We start from the raw sequence: 16,028 nt of genomic DNA on the forward strand, positions 1-16,028 counted from the left end.
CGGATGATGAAAGCGACCCGCATAGCTGTCTTGTCCCTGTGCATTCCCTGGTTGGCCAGCGCCAGCCATGGATACGCACAAAGCGATCTGCCGCCTTCGAAAATATTGCGCTCGCTTCAGTTCGTGCAGGATTCTGTGGTTATGGGGGATCACTCCGCACGGGATATGCAAAAATACCTTCTCGAAACCATTGATACCGCGTTGCGGACGGCAGACCCCTCGATTTTCGAAGATTCCGCCAATGCGGATGCCGCGCTTGCCTACATCATGAGTGGCGGTAATCCGCAGACCCTCGATTACCTCGTTGCCCGCGACGTTCAGGGCCATTTCGACACGCGGGTGATCAATGTCTTGCAGAAATATTTCAATGGAAGAGGCAGTCAGGCCGAAAAGGTCATATCCGATATCCTGCCGGAGTATCGCAACGGCGTACTCGGCCCTTATCTCATGCTGATTGCGGGCAACATCACGGTAACGAGAGATCCAACGGCTGCGCTGGTCTATTTTGATGACGCACGTTTGACGGCCCCTGGCACGATCATCGAAGAGGCCGCCTTGCGCCGCTCTATCATCGCCATGATCCAGGCCAAGCAGCCCGAAAAGACGTTTGCCTATGTCAGAAAATATGCGGTCAGATTTCTGCATTCTCCTTATGCGTCTCAATTTGCTGATCTCTTCGTAACCTTCGTTGTCGACGGCAATGGCGCGGTTTCCAACGAGAAGATCGGCGAAATTGCACAGCTGATGGATGATGAGAGGGCAGAGGAAATCTATCTGCGGATCGCCCGGCAGGCTTCGTTGCGCGGCCAGGTGGAACTGGCCCGGTTTGCGACGGAGCAGGCCAACATTCTTCTGCCGGAACCCGGTGACGGTGCACGCGCCCCATTGTCGAAACTGTATTCTGGATTGGCGAGCGTATCGAGCGATGCCGTTCATAGTGTCAGTGAGGCGCTGTCAAGCATCCCCAGTGACGAGCTGTCCCCGCGCGATCTTGCGTTACGCGATGCGGCTCAGGCCGTTGCCGAGCAGATCGTAAGGACGCCCATAGCCATCCCGGTATCGCAAGATGGTGGCGTTGCCACGGCACCGCAAAACGGTGGTGACCCGGTAAAGCAGGACCAGACCCAACAGGCGGTTGCCAGCGCGCCTTTGCAGGAATTCGTCGACAAGAGCCGGACTCGCTTAAGCGAGATCGACACTTTGTTGGAGCAGGAGGAGAAATAGGATGAACGTGTTAACGACGATCGCGTCCGCAAATTCCGACGCCACGGCTCAAGCAAGCCGACAGGGCAGGGACAACTCTTCCAAGGGTAAAGGGTCTGGCTTTTCCGAGACGCTAGGCTCGTTCGACAAGGCCGCTCCGTCGCGGCCGAGCCCTCGTGGGGATGCCAATACCGCCAAGGACGATGCGCAGCCGCAAGCCGTTGTTGACGATCCTGCCGCAGACACCGCATCCGCCAGCCCGGCGCAGCCAGCGGTCAGCAAAGCAACCGTACCGACCTCACTGTTCCCAGCCGTCGCGAACACCATTCCCGCCATATCTCAAGAGGCGGTCTTGCCGCCGGTCAACGCTGAACCGACATTGGAGGTGTCCATCATCGAGCCGCTTTCCATTGCGGCCGTACCTGCACAAGAGATCAGTGACGATAACGCGCTCGCACCTGTTATAAGCGACCTGGCAAAACTGGTGACGGCTCTGACGAAAACCGCGTCTGCGTCTGTAACGGCCAAGACGGATAGTACGGGCGATGCCGATGCCACCGACGATTTGACGGATGCAGATACGGTTCCTGCCGGCCCAGCGAACCAGAATATGGATCTTTTGTCGCTACTGACATCAACGGCAATGCCTGCTCAAACCGATCAGCCGCCGGCTCAGACTGTTGCGGTGGAACAGATTGGACAACAGACGTCGGGCGCACTATCGGGTGCTATGGGTACGGACCTATTGGTCGAAAGCGGTCCAACGACCACATCTGTGGTGAGACTGCAAAAGCAGGATACGCCGGGCATCGATTTTCATTTTGAAACGGATGAAGACGGCTCGACACAAGTGGATGTGGCAAAGGCGGCTGGTGACGCTGTCGATGTGGTGCAGGTGGTGGAAAGCAGACGGTTCGTTGGACTTGCACCGGCAACGAATGCTGCTGCCATAACCAGCGCCATGTCATCCGACCCCGATTGGGCGAGCCGCATGGCTGGTCAGACAAACACCGGGCCAATGATCGCGAGCACAGGTCAGGTTGTTCACGTGCTGAAGATCCAGATGGCACCTGTTGACCTGGGCCACGTGACAGCAGCTTTGAAACTGGTGGGTGACGACCTGAGCGTTCAGCTGACGGCACACACCCTCAAAGGCTACAGTGAACTGCAGAAAGACAGTTCGAGCATCCTCGACGCCCTCAAGTCTCAAGGGTTCAGTGTCGAGCAGGTGACTGTTAGCCTCGCAAGTGGCGCAGACCGGCAGGACAATGGCACGAACAACCGACAGCCTTCCGATGGTGGCCAGCAGAGCGCGCAGCACAACCAGCGCGGTCAGGAAGAAAAGCCTCAACAACAACAATCATATAGGCAAGCAAGTGGCGACGCCCGCCAGGAGGCCATCGTCCATGACAACCCTTCAACAGCTGAAACTTCTATTCGCGCTTCCAGCGCTCGCCCTGACCTCGTTTACCTGTGAGGCTTCACAGATCGCAACGCGGGTTGACTGCGAACGCCAAATCCAGGCAGCTGCCGGCCAGTACGGCATACCGGAAGGTATTCTCTATTCGGTTGGGCTGACCGAGACGGGTCGAAAGGGCTCCTTGAGCCCCTACGCAATCAATATTGAAGGGAAAGCATTTTTCCCGAGCAGCTTTCCAGAAGCCTATCAACTGGTGGAAAATGCAAAACGCAACGGTGCCAAGTTGATCGATATCGGCTGCATGCAGATCAACGTCTACTTCCATGGCGCCGAATTCAAGTCGCTGGCGGAGATGTTTGACCCCGCCAAGAACGTGTCCTACGCCGCTCAGTTTCTCAGCCGTCTTCACGCCAAACATGAAACCTGGACGATGGCGGTAGCCAGATACCATGCAGGACCCAACAACGACCCTGCTCAACAGCGGTATGTTTGCCGGGTCATCAGTAATCTGGTCGCCACTGGCTACGGACAATGGACCGTCAACGCGAGAAAATTCTGCACGACCTGACCAATCTATGGTTGTTATGCAAGCCCTTCTTGAGGCTACAAAAAAATAAGGCGAGATTCAGTCAAAAATGGCAACGCAAGTCTTAACTGACTTGACGGCTGCTTTTCCACCAAAAAAATATCCTTAAAATTTTAACGGCATACTATATGTAGATCAAATCGGAACAATTTCGTTAATCAATTATTAATAAATACCTGTGGTTTTTTGTAGTTGTGAGAGATTCCCACGATTCGTACACCCGGACTGTAGATTGGCTACACTGATTCGGAGGCGGACGAATGATCGTGGTAGTTGATGAGCGGAAGCTTGTTAAGGACGGGTATACAGCCCTATTTGGGCGAGAGGGAATTCCCTCGACTGGATTTGATCCAGTAGAATTTGGCGAATGGGTAACAACGGCGGCAGACTCTGATATTGCGGCGATTGAGGCATTCCTGATTGGTCAGTCGGAGACTACTCACGAGTTGCCGCGCACTATCCGGGATCGCTCTCAGGCGCCTGTGATTGCGGTTAGCGATCATCATTCGTTGGATGCGACGTTGGCACTCTTTGACTGTGGCGTGGACGATGTCGTTCGCAAGCCAGTCCACCCAAGAGAAATTCTAGCGCGTGCTGCGGCAATTCGCCGTCGCCTTTCGGTGCTGACGAATTTCACGGATGCTGGCCCAATCCGGGTGTTTTCGGATGGTCGCGATCCCGAGGTCAATGGTGAAGTCTTTGCCTTGCCGCGTCGCGAGCGTCGTATTCTTGAATACTTAATCGCAAATCGCAGCCGTCGGGTTTCGAAATCGCAGATTTTCAATGCGATTTACGGCATCTTTGACGAAGAAGTCGAAGAAAACGTTGTTGAGAGCCACATCAGCAAGCTGCGCAAGAAGCTGCGCAAGAAACTCGGTTTCGACCCGATCGATTCAAAGCGCTTTTTGGGCTATTGCATCGACTGGAACTAAACGGCCACCCCGGACCGCATCTGGTCCCGATCGCATGCCTTCGAATTTTCATGTTATGCGCCGTCGGCTCCCAAGGCCCTCGGCGTTTTTCATTTTTGGAGCCAGTTGCGGCGGTCTCCTGATTTCATAGCGTAAACGTGGTGAAATACGATTGGTTCCATCAAAGGCTTCTTTTTTCTTTTTTCCCAACCAGAGTCAAAACAGACAGCCTCACGCAAGGCCCGCATCCTAACTTTGGTACAGACAGGAACAGAGGATTCGGAATGAGCCTTTTTGGAACGATGAAGACGGCCGTATCAGGCATGGGCGCTCAGGCAAACAAGCTGGGAACGGTCGGCGACAACATCGCCAATGCCAGCACGACTGGCTATAAAAGCGCATCGACCGCCTTTTCCTCACTCGTCTTGTCATCGAGCGGCGGCAGCTACAACTCCGGCGGCGTCATGACAAACGTCAACTATTCGATTTCGCAGCAGGGCGCTTTGCAGTCCACGCAGTCTTCGACCGATTTGGCCATCGACGGTGATGGCTTCTTCGTCGTTCAGGACACGGCCGGCAACGTCTTTCTGACACGCTCCGGTTCGTTTACTCCCAATGACGAAGGCTTCCTGGTCAACGATGCTGGCTTTACGCTTCTTGGCTACCAGTACACTGGCACAACGCCAACGACAGTCATCAACAGCTACGACGGTCTGGTCCCGGTCAATGTCTCTGCCAACGGCATGACGGCAACCGCTTCCACGACAGGCTCGCTGACGGGTAACCTCAGCGACTCTGCGCCCGTTGCCGCCAACCTCCCAGGCGATAATAGTGCTTCTGTCGTCGTCGATCAGATCAGCGTTCTGAAGACCTCCGTGACCGGTTACGATCCGCTCGGCAACGAAATCAAATACGACTTCTACTTTGCCAAGACGGATCAGGGTGAATGGGAAGTTTCGGTTTATGACGCAGCGAATGCGACGCCTCCCGGCGGCTTCCCGTATTCCGAAGGCCCCATTAGCCAAATGACATTGAGCTATGACGATCTCGGCACTATGCTGAACGATCCAAAGACGATCCTGATCGACGACACCAACAACAATACCAGCATCACGGTCGACCTGTCTGGCATGACCCAGCTTGGTGCTGACAAGTCGACGATCGCCAAGGGTGGCGTTAACGGTAACCCGGCGGAAGAGGTACAATCCATCTCTATCACTGCTGATGGTACCGTCTACGCAACCTACGCAAAATCCGCGGCGCGTGCGCTCTTCCAGATCCCTTTGGCAGATGTCGCAAGCCCGGACAATCTCAGTGTTCTCTCAGGCAACGTCTTTCAGACCAGCGCAGACTCCGGCGTCGTGACGCTCGGTTTCGCAGGCCAGACCGGGTTCGGCAAGATTTCCTCGAAGCAGCTCGAGTCTTCCAACGTTGATATCGCGACGGAACTGACCGAAATGATCCAGGCACAGCGCAGCTACACTGCAAATTCCAAAGTCTTCCAGACAGGTTCCGATCTGATGGACGTTCTCATCAATCTCGTACGATAGTTTTTTAGAGGACGGGTGAATGTCGCTTGCTTCGGCACTTAATACGACCAAGTCAACTCTGAGCAATACAGCGCTCCAGAGTGGTGTCGTTTCGACCAACATTTCGAATGCCAGCTCCGCGGATTATAATCGCCGCACGGCGATCACGACCACGAACACGTCCACCGGCGCGATCACTGTCAAGATCGAGCGGACTGAAGATACCGCGCTCCTGAAGCAGACGCTGGCAGCGACGTCCGATGACGCTGGAAAGCAGGCATTCCTTGATGGTATGAATTCGCTCAGCGTCGTTCTCGGCGGTGAAGAATATACCGCGGCGCCTGCAACCTACCTGGCTGCGTTGCAGAAGGCGTTGCAGACGGCCGCAGCATCACCAAGCGATGTAACACTGGCATCTGCCGCCGTCAGCGCATCGAGCGATGTCGCAAACGCGCTGAATACCTCGACACAGGCTGTTCAGCAGCTGCGCACCGATGCCGATAGTGAAATTGCAACGACCGTTGCAAAGCTCAACCAGCTCCTGTCCGATTTCGAACAGGCAAACAGTGCGGTACGCTCGGCAACAGCCGCTGGCACTGATCCGAACAATGCTCTCGATCAGCGCGAAGGTCTGCTCAAGCAGATCTCCGGGATTGTCGGCATCTCCACCTCCGTGCGCTCGGACAACGACATGGCGATCTACACCAGCGATGGTACGACGCTGTTCGAGACGAGACCCAGGCAGGTTTCGTTCGATTCTCTCGCTGCCTACGATGCCAACACCACCGGGGGAAGCATCTATATCGATGGCGTTGCGATCAAGACCGGTGCAGGCAGCAATACCAATTCGAAGGGGAGCCTTCCCGCGCTGTTGCAGCTTCGCGACGAGGTTTACCCAACATACCAGACCCAGCTCGACGAGATCGCACGTTCGGTAATGAAGACATTTGCCGAAACCGATGCCGGCGGCAACGCCATCGCGGGTCTCTTCACGACACGCGATGGTTCGGTTGTCGATTTCGACGCCGACCCGCCAACCGCCATCCCGGGTCTTGCAGGTCTGATCGCGGTTTCGGCTGATGCGACGGCAACGCCCGTCAAGCTTCGTGATGGCAGTATCGCAGGCGAGACACCGAACACCGAAAATTCCAGCGGTTACTCCGACCTGCTTTACAAATATGCAGCTGGCCTCAACGCCCAGATGGATTTCGACCCCGCTGCCGGTATCTCGACAAATGTCAGCCTCTTGAGTTTCGCAACCGATTCCGCAGGCTTCGTGGAAGAGTATCGCTCCAACGCCACATCGGCTGCGGAAAGCACGTCCGCCATGCTGAACAAGTCGAAGGAAGCCTACTCCAATTCGACCGGCGTCAATCTGGACGAAGAACTGATCCAGATGCTGGACATTGAGCAGTCCTACAAGGCTGCCGCGAAACTCATGTCGACCATAGACGATCTATTGAAGACACTGATGGAGGCTGCGAACTGATATGAAAACGACACCGATCTCTTCTCTCTCCATCAGCACCGCCATGCAACTGACCGTTTCGAACGCGCAGACGGAAATCACCAAGCTGCAAAAAGAGGCCGTGACGGGCACCTACTCGGATGTTGGTCTGGAACTTGGCACCCGCACGTCCACCAGCCTGGATTACACGCGCGAAAGCGGACGTCTCCAGTCTATCATGGACGCCAATGCTTTGGCCGAACAACGCATGGATGCGTCTCAGCTGGCCATGGAGAACATGTCTTCGTCGGCTCAAAGCCTGCTCAACTCGGTGATCGCACTCAGTGGTAACACCGACGCCAGCAGCTTGAGCGTTGCCCAGACCACCGCCAAGTCGACTCTCGAGAATTTCGTCAGCTATTCGAACACGGCTGTTAACGGTGAATATCTTTTCTCAGGTATCAACACCGATGCGCAAACTCTGAGCGACACGTTTATCGATGACATCAGCACAGACTTCAAAACCGCGTTCGATGCGCAGTTCCCCGATCCCTCGGCTGTGACAGCCGACGAGATGAAGACCTTTCTGTCAGACTATCAGGATAATCTTGATTGGCCAGCCTGGACGAGTGCTTCTGAGACAACCATGAGTAGCCGTATTAGCACTTCGGAAACCGTGTCCACATCGACCACTGCCAACTCGGATGGTTTCAAAAGCCTTGTGCTGGCGAGTGTGATATCGTCGCAGCTTGTAAACTCCGGTCTGAACTCGAATGCGCTCGCTGTCGTCAATGACACAACCACGAGCCTGGCTGGAGCCGCAATTTCTGGCATCGATACGCAGCGGGCGAAGATCGGCCTGTCCCAGGAACGAGTGGAAAAGGCGAATACCTATATGAGTTCGCAAAAAACGATCATCGACACGCAGCTGACGAATCTGATCGGTGTGGACACCTATGAGGCATCGACGCGCCTCACGACCCTGCTCAATCAGGTCGAGACGTCATACTCCATCACCTCGAAGATACAGGGCCTCAGCCTTGTGAACTTTCTCTAGCGAAAACAGATAACGCCTATGACAGGTGGCATTTAAGACCATGAAGGAAAAATGAATGTTCCAGTTTTCATATGCGGAGATAATGGAGGATGACCCCAATATCGCCCGCGATAGAGAAAGACAGGTTCTAGAACGATCGATCGAACTTCTTGCCGCCGCCAAACAGCACGACCATTACGGCAAGGACGGTATCGAGGCGATCTTTTACACAAGACGCGTTTGGACCAGGCTTATCGACGACCTCAAGCAGGCCGAAAACGAGCTTCCTGTTGAACTAAAAGCCAACCTGATATCCATCGCTATCTGGATTCTGAGAGAATGCGAACAAATCCGCAAACGTAAATCGAAGAATTATCAGGGCATCATTGACGTTACAACCATCATCAAGGATGGATTAAAATGAAAAGTACGCTGCGCATTTCTTTGAAGTCCGGGGAAAAAATCTTCATCAACGGCGCCGTGTTGCGCGTTGACAGGAAAGTCTCGCTGGAATTTCTGAACGACGTGACCTTCCTTCTCGAAAACCACGTCCTGCAACTTGAAGACACCACGACACCTTTGCGGCAGCTCTATTTCATCGTTCAGATGATGCTGATCAACCCAGAGGGCAAGGAACAGTCGCTTTCGCTGTTCCGCAAGTCGATCACGATGCTTCTGACCACCTTCAAGAACGAAGACATTCGTTCCGAACTGAAGCGGATCGACGCGACCGTATCGTCTGGCCGTCCTTTCGACGCGCTCAAGACCATTCGCGGTCTTTACGCCAAGGAAGAAGTCATTCTCAACAGTCATGAAATCACGCCTGCGGCGGTGAGTGAGCTGAGAAGGGAAATTGCACCATGGTAGACGCTGTCACAGGTAGCACTTCGACGACGAGCACGTCTGCTGCGACGTCAGCGTCCAAAACGGACGCCAAGAAGGCGTCCCTGGATTACGACAATTTCCTTCAACTGTTGATCACACAGATGAAGAACCAGGATCCGACAGATCCAATGGATGCCAGTGAACAGGTGGCACAGCTTGCCACCTTCTCGCAGGTCGAGCAGACCATCAAGACGAACACCAATCTTGAGAACCTTCTTTCGGCCAATTCGCTGTCGAGCGCATCGTCCTATATCGGGAAAACGGTGACCAGCGCGGACGAAAGCACCACTGGTGTTGTATCTGCGGTCAAGGTCACGGCGGATGGCATCACCGCCACCACGACTTCAGGCGCGACGATTGCGATTACGCAAGGTATCAAAATCGCGAATACCCCGGCTTAACCATCAGTCTCGAATCATATACTGTCTTTTGCAGACGGAAACGGCGTCACCGAAACAAGATGTCTTCCACTCGGCTTCGTGACGCCGATTAGATCGAGCGGACTGAGATGAACGAGGCCGACGCTCTCGACATTATGCAAAATGCCATCTGGACCATTCTGGTGGCATCCGGCCCGGCTGTTCTGGCTGCCATGGTCGTTGGTATCGTCATTGCCTTCATCCAGGCTCTGACCCAAATCCAGGAAATGACCCTGACATTCGTGCCGAAGATCATCGCCGTTATGCTGGCGATCGGCGTCTCCGCACCTTTTGTCGGCGCCCAGATCTCCATGTTCACGACCATGGTCTTCTCCCGCGTCCAGTCCGGATTCTAGCAGCTTTCGGCGCCATTGCGATCTGGAGCGGCTGTCACAGACGAAAACGCGCACGCCACACGAGGCGTCATTCGATGATTGACCATGTCAGTAGTTTTTTGAAAAGTGGTGCTGCGAAAGAGGATTGAACTCTCGACCTCTCCCTTACCAAGGGAGTGCTCTACCACTGAGCTACCGCAGCATCCGATGCCGAAGCAGTGCTTCACATCAAGTTGGGGCCTATTGCCATAGGTTTATGATGAGCGCAAGCCGCAATGTGAGACTTGGTCATTCCACATGGCAAAAACCGGTGGGGGCTGTTGAAAACTTGCAAATTCCGCTATGGATGCGCTCATGAACGATCATCACGACAATATCGCCGATAAAGCAGAGCCCGCCTCAGGGCAAAATGGGCCCGGCAATGAGGCCAAACGGCAAGAGGCTCTCCGTAAGGCGCGGGCGGCAAACAAGTTGCGTGAAAACCTGGCTCGCCGCAAGCAGCAGGCCCGGGCACGACGTGCGGGAGAAGCGGACGAAACAAATGGTCTGCCCGCCGCAAAAACGGACGAATCGTGCTGACAAGAAACATTCATCAGAAAATTGAAATGGCGCCGGGTTTCCTTTACTGCGTAGCCTGACGGACAACGCGGCAAGGCCGCTCGCCAGGTCGATTCTAGACCGGATACAATAGGTGCGGACGGGCAGGAGAGGCCTATTCGCAATAAGCACTCAGGAAAGGCGGGCGCTAAGCTCGTAGGGACGCATGGATCGCATCAGAATTATTGGCGGCAACGAACTCAACGGCATCATTCCGATCTCAGGCGCAAAGAATGCAGCTTTGCCGTTGATGATCGCCTCGCTGCTGACAAGCGATACCCTGACGCTTGAAAACGTTCCTCATCTGGCAGACGTCGAGCAGCTCGTTCGTATCTTGGGCAATCATGGTGTCGATGTCGCGGTCAACGGCCGTCGTGAAAGCCAGGGTGAAGGCTATTCCCGCACCGTGCATTTCACCTGCCGGACCATTGTCGATACGACGGCTCCCTATGAACTCGTATCCAAGATGCGCGCAAGCTTCTGGGTCATCGGGCCTCTTTTGGCGCGTGACGGCAAAGCGCGCGTGTCCCTGCCGGGTGGTTGCGCCATCGGCACACGTCCCGTCGACCTTTTCATCGAAGGTCTGGAGGCACTGGGTGCCAACATGGAAATCGACAGCGGTTATATCAATGCAACGGCACCTTCCGGTGGTTTGATCGGCGCGACCTACACATTCCCGAAAGTTTCGGTTGGCGCAACTCACGTCATGCTGATGGCGGCATCTCTGGCACGTGGCACGACGGTTATTCACAATGCAGCACGCGAGCCCGAAGTTGTCGATCTTGCCCAGTGCCTGATTGCCATGGGTGCGAAAATCGAGGGGGCGGGCACCTCGACCATCACGATTGAGGGCGTGACGTCGCTGCATGGCGCGCGCCACCGCGTCCTTCCAGACCGCATCGAGACCGGCACTTACGCCATGGCGGTTGCCATGGCGGGTGGCGATGTCCTGCTGGAAGGAACGCGCGCGTCGCTGCTCGACAACGCGCTCGACACGCTGAAGCTCGCCGGCGCGACCATCACCGAAACGGAAACCGGCCTGCGCGTCGTCCGCAATGGCAATGGCATTCATCCGGTGGACGTCGTAACAGAACCTTTTCCCGGCTTCCCGACGGATCTTCAGGCGCAGTTCATGGCATTGATGACGCGCGCACAGGGCGTCTCGCACATTACCGAAACGATTTTCGAAAACCGTTTCATGCACGTTCAGGAACTGGCACGTCTCGGCGCGAAAATCTCGCTCTCGGGCCAGATGGCTCGCATCGAAGGTGTGTCTCGCCTCAAGGGCGCGCCTGTCATGGCGACGGATCTTCGCGCATCGGTATCGTTGGTCATCGCCGGTCTCGTCGCGGAAGGTGAAACGATGGTGTCACGCGTCTACCACCTCGACCGTGGCTTCGAGCGCCTGGAAGAAAAGCTCAACCGTTGCGGTGCGCAGGTCGAGCGCGTTAGCGACTAATACTGCCCTCTCATCGAGGCCCCCTGGTTGCAGATCGGGCCTCGACTGCCTATCTCCAGGTCACACTTGGATATAAGCGGCCTTGTCCGCGCAACGGGGGCATAGACACAATGAGCGGCCTTAAATTGATGGCGCTGGATGGGGAAGACCTCTCCATCATCTCGACACACATGCAGGACAGTGTTTTCAAACTGAAAGATGCGTCCTTTGATCGCAAGGCTGGTCAATTTCTTCTATCCGCTAACCGGTTCGTCTGGGAGAACGCCACCAAAAACGGCAAGCCACAGGAGCGTTGCCGCAGCGTTCTGGCGCTAAAGCGTGTGGGGAATGTTCGCTCTTCCGGCTTTGATCGTGACAACAAGGAACAGGTCCTGTCCCTCCTTGCCGTGCAGTTCACTCAAAATGGTGAAGGGCCTGATGGGACGGTCGAACTCACCCTTTCGGGCGGCGGCGCCATCGCGATGGATGTGGAATGCATCGAGGCGCAATTGGCCGATGTCAGCGGTGGTTGGGAAACAGCATCGAAACCAAAGCACCCACAAGACTGATCTTATAAAACCGGTGGACAGGGAATTGCCTTGCCCGCCTGTTTTAATTTATGCCACATACCCAAGAGCGCATGCGACAGCGTGCAGGCAGGCATTTCGCACCGTCTCGAAAGGCGGCGCAGCAAGAGGGTAAGTGACGTGGCAATCTGGCTGGAACAGGCGTCTGAGGATTTTGAACAGGCGTTCGCAGCGTTTCTGACGACGAAAAGAGAAGTGTCGGAAGACGTCAACGTCGTCGTGCGTGATATTATCGATGATGTCCGAAAGCGTGGCGATGAAGCATTGGCCGATTATTCCCTGAGATTTGACGGCCTGGATTTCACCAAAACCTCTATGCGCGTCACCGCAGCGGAAATCGATGCGGCTATCGCACAGGTGGATCCTGCCGTTCTCGACGCCCTGAAATTCGCCGCAGCGCGCATCGAAAAGCATCATGCGCGGCAGATGCCCAAAGACGACATCTACGAGGACGATATCGGCGTCGGCCTCGGCTCCCGTTGGACGGCCATCGAAGCTGTCGGCCTCTACGTGCCCGGCGGCACGGCGAGCTACCCGAGTTCGGTGTTGATGAATGCTGTCCCGGCTAAAGTGGCGGGCGTGGAGCGTATTGTCATGGTCGTTCCGGCGAATGGCGGCGTGATCAATCCAGCGGTGCTGGCGGCAGCACGGATTGCCGGTGTCGAAGAAATTTACCGCATCGGCGGAGCGCAGGCGGTCGCGGCGCTGGCTTACGGTACGCAGTCTATTGCGCCGGTCGCCAAGATCGTCGGTCCTGGCAATGCCTATGTGGCAGCGGCCAAGCGGCACGTCTTCGGGACTGTCGGCATCGATATGATTGCTGGACCATCGGAGGTGCTCGTCATTGCCGACAAGAACAACAATCCCGAATGGCTGGCAGCCGACCTCCTGGCGCAAGCCGAGCACGATGAGAGTGCGCAGTCGATCCTGATCACCGACGATGCCGAGCTTGGAAGAGCGGTAGAGCAGGCCGTGAAGCGTCAGTTGACTTTGCTGTCGCGCGAAAAGACGGCAACCGCCAGCTGGCGGGATTTTGGCGCGATCATACTGGTAAAAAACCTCACCGCTTCCGTTTCGCTTGCCAACCGCATTGCGGCAGAGCACCTGGAACTGGCGGTAGACGATCCGGACGCGCTGATTGCCGGCATCCGTAATGCGGGTGCGATCTTCGTCGGTCGCCACACGCCTGAAGTGATCGGCGATTACGTCGGCGGTTCCAACCACGTTCTGCCAACGGCACGCTCGGCTCGCTTCTCGTCGGGCCTGTCGGTTCTGGATTTCGTCAAGCGCACGTCGATCCTGCGTTTGGGGCCGGATCAATTGCGCCAGCTCGCACCGGCGGCCATTACGCTAGCCCACTCCGAAGGGCTGGATGCGCATGCGCGGTCCGTCGCCATTCGTCTCAATCTGGAAGGATGAGAAATGGAGCCAGACACTTTCAGGCTCTGCGATGTGGTTCTGGACGAAAGTATCGGCCGGTCCACACCCGACGTGGAGCATGAACGTGCCGTGGCGATCTTCGATCTGATCGAAGAAAACAGTTTCGAACCTGTTGGACACGCAGGGGGGCCTTACAAACTCAATATTTCGTTGGTGGATAGCAAGCTTGTGTTCACGATCAGAACCCAAGACGAGCAGGCGGTGGCGACACATATTTTGTCGCTGACGCCGTTCCGGCGCATCATCAAGGACTACTTCATGATCTGCGAAAGCTATTATGAGGCGATCCGGTCTTCAACGCCAAGCCAGATCGAAGCTATCGACATGGGGCGTCGTGGCATCCACAATGATGGTTCGCAAACCTTGATGGACCGTCTCTCCGGCAAGATAAAGGTGGATTTCGATACGGCGCGCCGCCTGTTTACGCTCGTCTGTGTGCTGTATTGGCGGGGTTAGGCGTGCAAGACGCGGCGGGCGTCGACTTGAAAGACAAGGCACCGCGCGCCATATTGTTCATGTGCGGCATGAATTCCATTCGTTCGCCCATGGCCGAGGTCATCGCCAAACAGCTTGTTGCTCCCGGCATCTATATTCAATCGGCGGGCGTTCGCGCGGGTGACCGCGACCCATTCGTGGATGCCGTACTGGACGAGGCGGGACTGACGCTTGGAAAACACAAACCCCGGACGCTGGATGAAATCGAGGATGATTTCTTTGATCTTATCATCACCCTGACGCCCGAGGCACATCATGCAGCTTTGGAGTTGACCAGATCGAACGCGCTCGATGTCGTCTACTGGCCGACCATGGACCCCACGGTGGCGACAGGCACGCGAGACCATATTCTCGAGGCCTATCGTGAGGTCCGCGAGCACCTGAAAAAGCTGATTTCGGAGCGCCTGCCGCAACGGCCAAAGCTCTTTTCCGAGACACTTTAAAACGAACCACAATTTAGGTTCACAAATGTGCGGCGATTGTGTAGTTTCCGCGCAATTTTCCCGGACTGTTCAGTCCGGCATTATCAACAGGAAGAAAAATACTAGATGACCAAAGAAGAAGTCCTTGAGTTTCCGGGCGTCGTTATCGAACTTTTGCCGAATGCCACGTTCCGCGTAAAGCTGGAAAACGAACACGAAATCATCGCCCACACCGCTGGCCGCATGCGCAAGAACCGTATCCGCGTTCTGGCAGGCGACAAGGTGCTCGTTGAAATGACGCCTTACGACCTGACCAAGGGTCGCATCACCTATCGTTTCAAGTAATCGCCCGGCAGATCGGACGACTGGCAGAGCATGACAGACGCAAAACAAAAGCTGATTCTGGCTTCCGGATCGCCACGCCGTCTTGAGCTTTTGCATCAGGTTGGCATCGAGCCCGCCCGTCTGATGCCGATGGATATAGACGAGACGCCCGCACGCCTTGAGCACCCGCGCACGCTTTGCCGTCGCCTGTCCCTGCAAAAGGCGGAAGCCGCTTACAAGGCTGTGAAAGGCGAGCTTGCCTGGAGGGGTGCCTATGTGCTCGGCTCCGACACAGTCGTCGCCGTTGGTCGCCGTATTGTCGGTAAGGCCGAGTATATCGAGGAAGCGTCTGCAGCGCTTCACCTTCTGTCAGGTCGCAGCCATTGGGTCTATACGGGCGTCTGTCTCGTGACACCAAGCGGCAAGGTGCGCCAGAAAGTGGTCGAGACCAAGGTGCGCTTCAAGCGGCTCTCGCAACATGAAATAGAAAGCTACATCGCCTCCGGTCAATGGCGCGGCAAGGCGGGGGCATACGGCATTCAGGGCATTGCCAGCTGTTTCGTCCAGAAATTGACTGGTTCCTACACCAATGTCGTCGGGCTACCGCTCTATGAAACGGTGTCGCTTCTGGCTGGCGAAGGCTTCGAGGTGGCATCGGCCTGGCAGGAAGGTTGATCTCCATGACAGATGCATCCAACAAATCGACCGTCACACCCTTGCGCAAGGCGCAACCGTGCCCGGAATGTAAACGCCCATCCACGCGTGAAGACTACCCTTTCTGTTCGGATCGTTGCCGCACCGCCGATCTTTCACGCTGGCTGACGGGCGCCTACGCCATTCCCGTCGCCGACGACGAGAGCAATGCCGATGCAGAAGGCCTTGCAAAGAAAGCAGACGACAGCGAGTATTGAGCGGAACGGTTCGCCGTGACGAAATAAGAAGGGCCTGAAAATC

At 55.8% G+C, this 16,028-nt stretch carries 20 protein-coding genes and 1 tRNA gene; 20 read left to right on the plus strand and 1 reads right to left on the minus strand.

What is annotated here, in order from left to right; translation table 11 throughout:
- Positions 1–6 precede the first annotated feature (6 nt).
- From EKM04_RS09295 to fliQ, 11 genes are all read left to right on the plus strand, one after another.
- Positions 7–1,224 carry a chemotaxis protein gene (locus EKM04_RS09295; protein ID WP_183894040.1) on the plus strand — a complete coding sequence of 406 codons (1,218 nt, stop codon included), beginning with the start codon at positions 7–9 and terminating at the stop codon, positions 1,222–1,224.
- A 1-nt stretch (position 1,225) separates the two neighbouring features.
- Complete coding sequence (gene fliK, locus EKM04_RS09300) at positions 1,226–2,680, plus strand: flagellar hook-length control protein FliK (protein WP_183894042.1); 1,455 nt, start codon at positions 1,226–1,228, stop codon at positions 2,678–2,680.
- Complete coding sequence (locus tag EKM04_RS09305) at positions 2,610–3,191, plus strand: transglycosylase SLT domain-containing protein (protein ID WP_183894044.1); 582 nt, start codon at positions 2,610–2,612, stop codon at positions 3,189–3,191. Before fliK ends, EKM04_RS09305 begins: the two co-directional genes overlap by 71 nt.
- A gap of 278 nt (positions 3,192–3,469) precedes the next feature.
- Positions 3,470–4,141 (plus strand): transcriptional activator Rem, encoded by a 672-nt coding sequence (gene rem, locus EKM04_RS09310; RefSeq protein WP_174152090.1) that lies wholly within the window; start codon positions 3,470–3,472, stop codon positions 4,139–4,141.
- A 263-nt stretch (positions 4,142–4,404) separates the two neighbouring features.
- On the plus strand, positions 4,405–5,670 hold the full coding sequence (locus EKM04_RS09315) for a flagellar hook protein FlgE (RefSeq protein WP_174152091.1): 1,266 nt from the start codon (positions 4,405–4,407) through the stop codon (positions 5,668–5,670).
- Between the two features lie 19 nt (positions 5,671–5,689).
- Positions 5,690–7,138, plus strand: coding sequence for a flagellar hook-associated protein FlgK (gene flgK / locus EKM04_RS09320; RefSeq protein ID WP_174152092.1), 1,449 nt, complete (start codon positions 5,690–5,692; stop codon positions 7,136–7,138).
- 1 nt (position 7,139) lies between these two features.
- Positions 7,140–8,153, plus strand: coding sequence for a flagellar hook-associated family protein (locus EKM04_RS09325; protein ID WP_183894046.1), 1,014 nt, complete (start codon positions 7,140–7,142; stop codon positions 8,151–8,153).
- Positions 8,154–8,208: 55 nt separating this feature from the next.
- Complete coding sequence (gene flaF, locus EKM04_RS09330) at positions 8,209–8,556, plus strand: flagellar biosynthesis regulator FlaF (RefSeq protein WP_174152094.1); 348 nt, start codon at positions 8,209–8,211, stop codon at positions 8,554–8,556.
- Entirely contained in the window at positions 8,553–8,999 is a 447-nt protein-coding gene (gene flbT / locus EKM04_RS09335; RefSeq protein WP_174152095.1) for a flagellar biosynthesis repressor FlbT, read from the plus strand. Before flaF ends, flbT begins: the two co-directional genes overlap by 4 nt.
- The gene (gene flgD / locus EKM04_RS09340; protein WP_183894048.1) at positions 8,993–9,418 is read left to right on the plus strand and encodes a flagellar hook assembly protein FlgD; all 426 of its coding nucleotides are present in this window, start codon (positions 8,993–8,995) and stop codon (positions 9,416–9,418) included. The genes flbT and flgD overlap by 7 nt, the downstream gene beginning before the upstream one ends.
- Before the next feature lie 107 nt (positions 9,419–9,525).
- Positions 9,526–9,792 carry a flagellar biosynthesis protein FliQ gene (gene fliQ, locus EKM04_RS09345; protein WP_174152097.1) on the plus strand — a complete coding sequence of 89 codons (267 nt, stop codon included), beginning with the start codon at positions 9,526–9,528 and terminating at the stop codon, positions 9,790–9,792.
- Positions 9,793–9,898: 106 nt separating this feature from the next.
- Here the strand turns inward: fliQ and EKM04_RS09350 are convergent.
- Positions 9,899–9,973: transfer RNA gene (locus EKM04_RS09350), tRNA-Thr, on the minus strand.
- Positions 9,974–10,125: 152 nt separating this feature from the next.
- On the opposite strand from EKM04_RS09350, the gene EKM04_RS09355 reads away from it, so the two are divergent.
- The 9 genes from EKM04_RS09355 to yacG all read left to right on the plus strand — a co-directional run bounded on the left by EKM04_RS09355 (position 10,126) and on the right by yacG (position 15,985).
- Positions 10,126–10,350, plus strand: coding sequence for a hypothetical protein (locus tag EKM04_RS09355; RefSeq protein ID WP_210290030.1), 225 nt, complete (start codon positions 10,126–10,128; stop codon positions 10,348–10,350).
- Positions 10,351–10,534: 184 nt separating this feature from the next.
- A complete protein-coding gene (gene murA / locus EKM04_RS09360) occupies positions 10,535–11,827 on the plus strand; it encodes a UDP-N-acetylglucosamine 1-carboxyvinyltransferase (protein WP_183894050.1) in 1,293 nt (430 codons plus the stop codon).
- Positions 11,828–11,937: 110 nt separating this feature from the next.
- The gene (locus EKM04_RS09365) at positions 11,938–12,375 is read left to right on the plus strand and encodes a DUF2948 family protein (protein ID WP_183894052.1); all 438 of its coding nucleotides are present in this window, start codon (positions 11,938–11,940) and stop codon (positions 12,373–12,375) included.
- A gap of 138 nt (positions 12,376–12,513) precedes the next feature.
- The gene (gene hisD, locus EKM04_RS09370; protein ID WP_183894054.1) at positions 12,514–13,812 is read left to right on the plus strand and encodes a histidinol dehydrogenase; all 1,299 of its coding nucleotides are present in this window, start codon (positions 12,514–12,516) and stop codon (positions 13,810–13,812) included.
- A 3-nt stretch (positions 13,813–13,815) separates the two neighbouring features.
- Positions 13,816–14,289 (plus strand): UPF0262 family protein, encoded by a 474-nt coding sequence (locus EKM04_RS09375; protein ID WP_174152101.1) that lies wholly within the window; start codon positions 13,816–13,818, stop codon positions 14,287–14,289.
- Between the two features lie 59 nt (positions 14,290–14,348).
- On the plus strand, positions 14,349–14,771 hold the full coding sequence (locus tag EKM04_RS09380; protein WP_183894451.1) for an arsenate-mycothiol transferase ArsC: 423 nt from the start codon (positions 14,349–14,351) through the stop codon (positions 14,769–14,771).
- Between the two features lie 105 nt (positions 14,772–14,876).
- Positions 14,877–15,095: a translation initiation factor IF-1 gene (gene infA, locus EKM04_RS09385; protein WP_067648657.1), complete on the plus strand. Its 219-nt coding sequence runs from the start codon at positions 14,877–14,879 to the stop codon at positions 15,093–15,095.
- A 30-nt stretch (positions 15,096–15,125) separates the two neighbouring features.
- Positions 15,126–15,749, plus strand: a complete 624-nt coding sequence (locus EKM04_RS09390; RefSeq protein WP_174152102.1) for a Maf-like protein — start codon at positions 15,126–15,128, stop codon at positions 15,747–15,749.
- 5 nt (positions 15,750–15,754) lie between these two features.
- Positions 15,755–15,985 (plus strand): DNA gyrase inhibitor YacG, encoded by a 231-nt coding sequence (gene yacG, locus EKM04_RS09395; RefSeq protein WP_183894056.1) that lies wholly within the window; start codon positions 15,755–15,757, stop codon positions 15,983–15,985.
- Positions 15,986–16,028: the final 43 nt, after the last annotated feature.

Source organism: Rhizobium skierniewicense Ch11 (assembly GCF_023757665.1).
Taxonomy (GTDB): domain Bacteria; phylum Pseudomonadota; class Alphaproteobacteria; order Rhizobiales; family Rhizobiaceae; genus Agrobacterium; species Agrobacterium skierniewicense.

Excerpts from the sequence above, each read along its gene's own strand:
- EKM04_RS09295 (WP_183894040.1), top strand. The coding sequence starts at position 7 with ATGAAAGCGACCCGCATAGCTGTCTTGTCCCTGTGCATTCCCTGGTTG.
- fliK (WP_183894042.1), top strand. The coding sequence starts at position 1,226 with ATGAACGTGTTAACGACGATCGCGTCCGCAAATTCCGACGCCACGGCT.
- EKM04_RS09305 (WP_183894044.1), top strand. The coding sequence starts at position 2,610 with ATGACAACCCTTCAACAGCTGAAACTTCTATTCGCGCTTCCAGCGCTC.
- rem (WP_174152090.1), top strand. The coding sequence starts at position 3,470 with ATGATCGTGGTAGTTGATGAGCGGAAGCTTGTTAAGGACGGGTATACA.
- EKM04_RS09315 (WP_174152091.1), top strand. The coding sequence starts at position 4,405 with ATGAGCCTTTTTGGAACGATGAAGACGGCCGTATCAGGCATGGGCGCT.
- flgK (WP_174152092.1), top strand. The coding sequence starts at position 5,690 with ATGTCGCTTGCTTCGGCACTTAATACGACCAAGTCAACTCTGAGCAAT.
- EKM04_RS09325 (WP_183894046.1), top strand. The coding sequence starts at position 7,140 with ATGAAAACGACACCGATCTCTTCTCTCTCCATCAGCACCGCCATGCAA.
- flaF (WP_174152094.1), top strand. The coding sequence starts at position 8,209 with ATGTTCCAGTTTTCATATGCGGAGATAATGGAGGATGACCCCAATATC.
- flbT (WP_174152095.1), top strand. The coding sequence starts at position 8,553 with ATGAAAAGTACGCTGCGCATTTCTTTGAAGTCCGGGGAAAAAATCTTC.
- flgD (WP_183894048.1), top strand. The coding sequence starts at position 8,993 with ATGGTAGACGCTGTCACAGGTAGCACTTCGACGACGAGCACGTCTGCT.
- fliQ (WP_174152097.1), top strand. The coding sequence starts at position 9,526 with ATGAACGAGGCCGACGCTCTCGACATTATGCAAAATGCCATCTGGACC.
- EKM04_RS09355 (WP_210290030.1), top strand. The coding sequence starts at position 10,126 with ATGAACGATCATCACGACAATATCGCCGATAAAGCAGAGCCCGCCTCA.
- murA (WP_183894050.1), top strand. The coding sequence starts at position 10,535 with ATGGATCGCATCAGAATTATTGGCGGCAACGAACTCAACGGCATCATT.
- EKM04_RS09365 (WP_183894052.1), top strand. The coding sequence starts at position 11,938 with ATGAGCGGCCTTAAATTGATGGCGCTGGATGGGGAAGACCTCTCCATC.
- EKM04_RS09375 (WP_174152101.1), top strand. The coding sequence starts at position 13,816 with ATGGAGCCAGACACTTTCAGGCTCTGCGATGTGGTTCTGGACGAAAGT.
- EKM04_RS09380 (WP_183894451.1), top strand. The coding sequence starts at position 14,349 with ATGTGCGGCATGAATTCCATTCGTTCGCCCATGGCCGAGGTCATCGCC.
- infA (WP_067648657.1), top strand. The coding sequence starts at position 14,877 with ATGACCAAAGAAGAAGTCCTTGAGTTTCCGGGCGTCGTTATCGAACTT.
- EKM04_RS09390 (WP_174152102.1), top strand. The coding sequence starts at position 15,126 with ATGACAGACGCAAAACAAAAGCTGATTCTGGCTTCCGGATCGCCACGC.
- yacG (WP_183894056.1), top strand. The coding sequence starts at position 15,755 with ATGACAGATGCATCCAACAAATCGACCGTCACACCCTTGCGCAAGGCG.